Origin of the sequence: Vibrio sp. S11_S32, from assembly GCF_014694465.1 — a bacterium.
In the GTDB taxonomy this organism is placed as follows: Bacteria; Pseudomonadota; Gammaproteobacteria; order Enterobacterales; family Vibrionaceae; genus Vibrio; species Vibrio algicola.
This window is the reverse complement of record NZ_JAAUWS010000079.1, coordinates 1-6,956: the sequence shown is the minus strand read 5'-3', so window position 1 is coordinate 6,956 and position 6,956 is coordinate 1. Positions and strand designations below refer to the sequence as shown.

Annotated in this window: 3 protein-coding genes and 1 pseudogene; 2 read left to right on the top strand and 2 right to left on the bottom strand. The window is 40.7% G+C overall.

Annotation, left to right across the window (positions count from 1 at the left end):
- Positions 1-419 precede the first annotated feature (419 nt).
- Together mngB and mngA are read right to left on the bottom strand one after the other, a co-directional pair.
- Positions 420-3,059: a mannosylglycerate hydrolase gene (gene mngB / locus HC723_RS16165; protein ID WP_190339816.1), complete on the bottom strand. Its 2,640-nt coding sequence runs from the start codon at positions 3,057-3,059 to the stop codon at positions 420-422.
- 141 nt (positions 3,060-3,200) lie between these two features.
- Positions 3,201-5,132: a PTS 2-O-a-mannosyl-D-glycerate transporter subunit IIABC gene (gene mngA, locus HC723_RS16160; RefSeq protein WP_190339815.1), complete on the bottom strand. Its 1,932-nt coding sequence runs from the start codon at positions 5,130-5,132 to the stop codon at positions 3,201-3,203.
- 340 nt (positions 5,133-5,472) lie between these two features.
- Between mngA and HC723_RS16155 the strand changes: the two genes are divergently transcribed.
- Complete coding sequence (locus HC723_RS16155) at positions 5,473-6,192, top strand: GntR family transcriptional regulator (RefSeq protein WP_190339814.1); 720 nt, start codon at positions 5,473-5,475, stop codon at positions 6,190-6,192.
- A gap of 126 nt (positions 6,193-6,318) precedes the next feature.
- Positions 6,319-6,827: pseudogene (locus HC723_RS16150) on the top strand (transposase); the annotation flags it as partial.
- Positions 6,828-6,956 lie beyond the last annotated feature (129 nt).

The window sequence follows — 6,956 nt, the reverse complement described above, 5'->3', positions numbered from 1 at the left end:
TCAAAATCAGGAAATGTTATTAGGTTGTTCCATATTAAATCGCTTCACTCATCTCGGCATGCCCAATAGCTACCGAGTTGCCTGATCACGCTCAAAGACAACTAAGATTGAGTATTGCAACAAAGCCGCTATCAACTCGTTTTGTATAGATTAAAAACCTTCTTAACACTGATAACGTCTCACATTGATGTATCTATAATCTATTCTTCAATATTAAAATGAATTGGTAATCATTCCCTTCAAAAAATATAGTATTTGTAGCGGTGTTAGGACACTTTAACACCATAAAAACTGGTCTAATGTGTAAAATATCATTAACTAATTAATGATATTTAAGTACATTGTCACGTAAACACCAAGCCATCTACACTCTTAAAGTAGCAATGTTGTTAACAACATCGCCACTTTAGATCCCATGACTAAATTTTCACTTGGAATGTTTTAACCTGACACGGATTCAAGCGTCCAAATGTTTGAGTCTCTACATAATTATCACGCACTCTTTCATCAAGACTCGCCTCCTTCCATGAGGTGACTTCTGGTGTAAAGCAGATCTTATCTTCAATTGCAGAATTTTCTGAAGGGTTGTACATACGCAAAATGAGCGCCTCTTCATCTTCTGCTTTTTTCAGAACACTTAACACTGCACCCAATTGGCTTTTATTTAGTAATGAATAAGTTAATGGCTTGTCTTGAGCTCCAACGTTCAGCTTCATTGCGTTATATGGAATTTTGTTATAACACTCAATTGGCGTCACATTATCACGAGCTTCTGCCATGATATTCGCTTCAACATGATTACCTGCGAAGCCAAACAGTGCAAACTCACAAACAATTTTTCCACGAGTTTGAGAGTCTGGCGTTGGGATTTTAATGCCAGAAGGTCGACCAGGACGAAGCAATAACTCTTCTTTCCCTAAAACCCCAATACCGCGCAATAACGTTAAAGCAAACGTATCACGTTCTTCATTACCTTTAGAAGAAATCACTTCGAATTCACGCAGACCATTTGTCATCACTGCCATACCACCAGTTGAGTTTTCAACAGCAGCAAAGTTCATTAACTGATAAACAGGCACAGGTGCTTCTTTCCATTTCTCTTGTTCCCATACTTCCATTGCTGGATCATTCGTTGGGCGAGTAATAAGACCAAATTGGTTATCTGCGACCACTTCTTTTGACACAAACGGCGTTGGAATAAGTACACGAACGCGGTGATCATCTGCCTGATTATCCAGCTCCATACGAACTTCAATACGGCGAGAGCCATCCTTAAGTACAACTTGGCAATCCACATCCACAAAACCAGCTTGCCCGGTACGTTCTTCACGTTCTTGTAGATTTTCAGGAACATCCATTCGTAGTTGGATTGTCGCCACAGATTGAAAACCTTCATGCTTGATAGTGGTTTGAGCTTTAAACTCATCTGAATACAATAGCCACTCTTTACGAGAAGGCGAATAATCATATTCATCACCATCATCAGAACCATCTTCAATACGAAGTACTTGGTCAAATGACATTTCGGTTTCTTTATCAAAAATCGTTAATGTGCCGTTATCATTCACATTGATACGATAAAACTTATTTTCTAATACATGGTCTTTCTGCTCTACCGGTTTGTGGCAGCCTTTAGCACCGGCTTCAATGTGGAGTGCGGTAAAGCCCATTGCTGGAATAGCGTGTTTCACTTGAATGTCGTATTCAATAAATGGGTCGTAATTACCGTAGTGAACAATCTGACGGTCAATTTTCCCAGGATCGATAATGCGCTGATCTTGAATGAAGTATTCAACTTGATTACCAGTTTCATCAAACAGATTAAATTCGTTAGCGCGGATAGTAATGGTCGTGTTAATCACTTCTTCACGTTGATAAGGTGATAGATTAAAGAAAGCTAATTTGTCACAACCTTTACGCGCTGGCATGTGATCCACAATTTTACGCTTGTAGAAACGAATTAGGTTTGTTGCCATATCGTCAGCCAAAATGTAACGATTCAGAATTTCAGCGTGTACCTTATCGGAACAGCAACAACCAATAGAATCATGGGCATGGTTTTTCATGCTCTCTTTCCACATTTTTTCAATTAGGCCGTGGTGATATTCAAAACCTAATGACCATGCGATTGATGCTAGCGGCTCAAGGATATTAACGATCTTATTTTCAACTTCGGCATGAATCAGTTTAATGTCCATACGGGTAGAAGAAATCGTACGGTGAACTCGCATATATTTACCATCATTAAATTCACCTTTGATGACATCTAAGTTGTCACGCTCTTCACGAATACGATCAAATACTTCTTCAAAGCGGCTCATCTTGAATTCACGATCTGGGTAAATTTCTCGCAGTTTATCCATGACTTCAAAGATATCTTTTTGAATTGGCATCTGATCATGACCATTGGGTAATAAAATATCTTTGGTCACTGATGGTTTTTCTAATACTGGGAAATATTTATCTAAACGAGCACGTAAGCCTTCTTCATCTTGAGGCAAATATTTGCCAATCGCATAACCAAGAGGTAGAACTTGCGCCATCACCTCTGAGCCATCATTTGATTGCCATAAAAACTCGGTTTTGTTAGTGCCATGGCGTTCAGAACAACCACGCCAGAACATTGCCGTGTCGATATCGAAACCATTATAAATCATAGGTAACTGTGAACTCATTGAGAATGAGTCTGGTAGGTAACCAATCTTCATTGGTTGACCTAACTCAAGGCAGTCGCGCATACCATAAAGCATGTTACGAACAATCGATTCACCCGAAACTTGCATCGTATCCGTCTGAGAGTACCAAGGGCCGACAATCAATTTCCCCGCTTCTGCCAACGCTTTTACACGCTGCTTATTTTCGGGTTTGATCGCAAAGTAATCTTCTAGCACCGCCGTTTGGCCATCAAGAACGTAATATTTATAGTCTGGATCGCTTTCCAGACGTTGCATAATTTCTTCCATGTTGTTCACAAGCAGAATTCGTGATTCTTCTGTCGTGAAATACCATTCACGATCCCAGTGCATGTGCGGTGTAATATGAACGCGTGATGTAGTCATTGTTGTTACCTTTAGAAGCTATTTGTCTTTTATCGTCAAATAGAGAATTAATTGGTTATCAAAATAATATTTTGTTTGAATTGAGGCACAGTCATTGAGCTTGTGCCTCCTTCTTACTTATGAGTTTAAAGTTAGAGTCCGTTAAGCCGCTGTCTTGGTTTGAAACTTACCTTTTTTGATAGCGTGTCCACGCCATATCAACAGTGTGATAGTGGAAATAAGCGTGCCTATCAGCGCAGCTCCAAACCAAATCCCTGCAGCCATAAAGCTACCAATTCCAGCATCGTGCAGAAGGAAAATAGAGAAGATACCGGCTCCAGGCGTTGACAAACCAATACCTGCAGCACCGACCATTGCGCCAGTGACGACAGAGCCTAAAAGGAATGAACCAATAACGCGGATCGGATCATCAATCGCCATAGGTATCGCCCCTTCCGTAATACCAGCAAGACCAAGCAACCATGTCGATTTTCCTGTTTCAATTTCAAAGTCTTTGAATAAACGCGGAGCAATCATAGTTGAAGCGGTTACCGTAAATGCTGATACCATTTTTACAGAACCAAAGATGGCATAAGGACCGTAAACACCATTTGCCATCGCTCCCAAGCAGAATGCATAAGCCGCTTTGTTGACAGGGCCACCAAGGTCAAAAGAAACAAAGAACCCTAAAATTGCACCGAGCAACAATGCATTGGTTCCTGACATACCGTTCAACCAATCCGTTAATCCTTGGTTTAACATGGCAACAGGTTTGCCTATGACAAACAGCATCAAAGAGCCAGCAACTAAAGTACCGATCACTGGGTATAAGTAGAAAGTTAAAAAACCATTAAAAGCAGGCCCTAAACGAACGTTTTGTTTTACCCAGCGCATGACATAACCAGCGATCAAGCCACCAACAACACCACCAAGGAAACCAGAGCCAATCAGGTTAGCGGCAATACCAGCAGCAAAGCCCGGACCTAAAGCAGGTTTATCCGCTAATGAATAAGCAGTATAGGCCGCAAGCACTGGTACCATTAACGTGCCAAGTAACCCGCCACCAAGTTTACGATACATCCATAACCAAGAATCCTGCGTTGCATAGAGTTCTTGTAAACCAAAAATTTGTGCAATAAGAACCGCAACGGCAAGCACGGTTCCCCCAGCAACAATCAGAGGAACGGCATAAGAGATACCAGACAATAAGGCTTGTTTAAGCTCTGTTTTCAATGGTAATTTCTTCGGTCCATCATCGGTTGCAATAGTGGCATCAGAACCACGTCCGGCCTTTCCTGCTTCAATAGCATCATTAAGAATGCGTTCTGAATGCTTAATTGGCTCAGCAACCGGTACTTCTACTCGAGGGATCCCTTGAAAACGCTCCACTTCTTTAATCGCAACTTCAGCGGCAAAAACGACAGCAGTGGCACTATTTAATTGATCGGCAGTTAAACGGCCTTCAATACCATTGGCACCTTGTTTTTCTACATAAACTTTATAACCTAGCTTTTTACCAGCTTTTTCAAGGTACTCCGCTGCCATATAGGTATGAGCAATACCAGCAGGACAAGCAGTAACCGCAACAATTATTGGTGCGTCTACACTAGCCTCTTCTTGTTCTGATTCTTCAGACTCTTCATCATTACTTAATAGAGCCATAATTTGTTCTACATTTGTAGCATTGAGAATGGCTTCTCGAACCTCATCATCAACCAAGGTCGTTGTCAGCTCAGTTAATAATTGCATATGAGTAGAACCCGCTTCCGCATTTGGAATCGCAATCAAGAAGATTAAATTTACCTCTTCTTCTTCATCCAACCCTTGCCACTTTAAATCTTCTTTTAATGTCGCGACGGCAAATGCAGCTTCTTTTACTGCATCCGTTTTACCATGAGGCACTGCCAAACCTTCACCTAAGGCTGTTGGCCCTTGCTCTTCACGTGCGTAGACTGCATGCAGATATTCATCCTTACTATACAGTTTTCCTTGTTGATATAATTGTTCTGCAAGTGTCTCTATCGCCTCGTTACGACTTGTAAATGTCGTTTGTAATGTAATAAGCGATGGATTAGTTAGAGATGTCAAGTTCATAACGTTTATCCCAAGTTCTCAATGTTTCAGCTGCCTGATTATTGACAGCATATTCGTACTACCCCGAAACCAAATAATACCTATTTAATACAAATAAAATGTGACCAATATCGAGTTAAACAAAAAATATGTATTACTTTTGTATTGTTTATTTTTAACATTTTCAAACTAACACTTGTTTTACCAAGCTTGAATCGTATTATATTCGTTATAAAATGAATACTTATTGATACTCGTAAACCATTGAAGTAAGACAAAACCATAACGAGAACCTTCTTAGGGTACTCCTCAATTAAATGTATTGTTTTTTAATACACTTTTATTATAGATAGAGGTTGTGATGGCAAGATTGCCAATGTACCGTCAAATTGCAGATGCCATTCGTGAGAAAATAAGCTCAGGTGAGTATAAGGTCGGTGAGGCACTTCCAACTGAAGCTCAGTTGCGTGAAGAATTTTCAGTAAGCCGTGTCACCGTTAGGCAAGCACTTAAACTATTAATCGAAAGCGGTGAATTAGAAAGTATTCAGGGCAGCGGTACATATGTAAAAGAAAGCAAAGTAAACTATGACATTGACCAACAGAGTAGCTTTGCAGAAAAGTGGGCGCACCTAGAAGGACTCACTCATAGTCATGTTCTAGCATTCGAAATCCAGCCAGCCTCTCTCAGTATTGCCGACCTTCTTGAGGTTAGTGAAAATGAGATGGTATTTTATATCAAACGAGTTCGTTTCTTAAATGACGAGCCTATTACGGTTGAAGAAACATGGATGCCAACTGAAATGTTCCCAGACCTAACTTACCAGGTCATGCAAGGTTCTAAATACGACTACATTGAAAAACAAAAAGGCTTAATGATAGATAGGAGTGAGCAAGAGCTGATCCCGATCTTACCTCCCCAAAATATAGCAAAACTGCTTAATATCGATGCTGCATTACCGATTATTGAAAAACGTACTCGTGGCCATTTACACGATGACACCGTTTTCGAATACAGCCGTAATTATTTCACAACCAATAATTATAAATTCAAACTCACCGCCAAACGTCAGCACAAATAAACTGCTGTCACCCTCTAAATACACAAAAGCGAGCACTTCGTCTAAAGCGCTCGCTTTCTCAATCTGATCCGCACCAGCAGTTTTGGACACTGAATTAAGTGAGTACAATCACTAATGAGGTGAACCATGACAAGCAAGAAAAAACGTATTATCCATTCTCCTGAATTTAAAGCAGAAACCCTGAAGCTGGCAGAGAAAGTGGGAGTCGCAGCAGCCGCAAGACAGCTCTCGTTACATGAATCCCAAATCTACGGTTGGCGAAAAGCCACAAAGAAGAATTCTCATATTAGCCAACGAGAACAAGAATTGGCCGTTGAAGTCGCTAAGCTAAAGAGGCAGTTGGCAGAGCAAGAAGAAGAGCTAGAAATCGTAAAAAAGGCCGCCACCTACTTCGCGAAAAATCTAAAGTAAATTGCTATGAATTTATGCTCGAAAACCTGCTGAGTTTCAGCATTTCCCGCATGGCTAAGGTGTTAAGAGTTTCTCGAAGTGGGTTTTATTATTGGGTTGAAAATCGCCACAAGGCGATTCAACGACAGACAGAGCGCCAAAAGCTTGATACCAAAGTAAAGGAAGCCTTTGACGTTAGCAAAGAACGAGATGGCTCAAGACGTATTCAGAAAGAACTTGCGGAAAGGGCTTTGTTGCAATACTCAATCTTAGTTGTCTTTGAGCGTGATCAGGCAACTCGGTAGCTATTGGGCATGCCGAGATGAGTGAAGCGATTTAATATGGAACAACCTAATAACATTTCCTGATTTTGA

What these genes read in the sequence shown, in the direction of transcription:
- HC723_RS16155 (WP_190339814.1), top strand. Translation starts at nt 5,473, where the DNA reads ATGGCAAGATTGCCAATGTACCGTCAAATTGCAGATGCCATTCGTGAG.
- mngB (WP_190339816.1), bottom strand. Translation starts at nt 3,059, where the DNA reads ATGACTACATCACGCGTTCATATTACACCGCACATGCACTGGGATCGT.
- mngA (WP_190339815.1), bottom strand. Translation starts at nt 5,132, where the DNA reads ATGAACTTGACATCTCTAACTAATCCATCGCTTATTACATTACAAACG.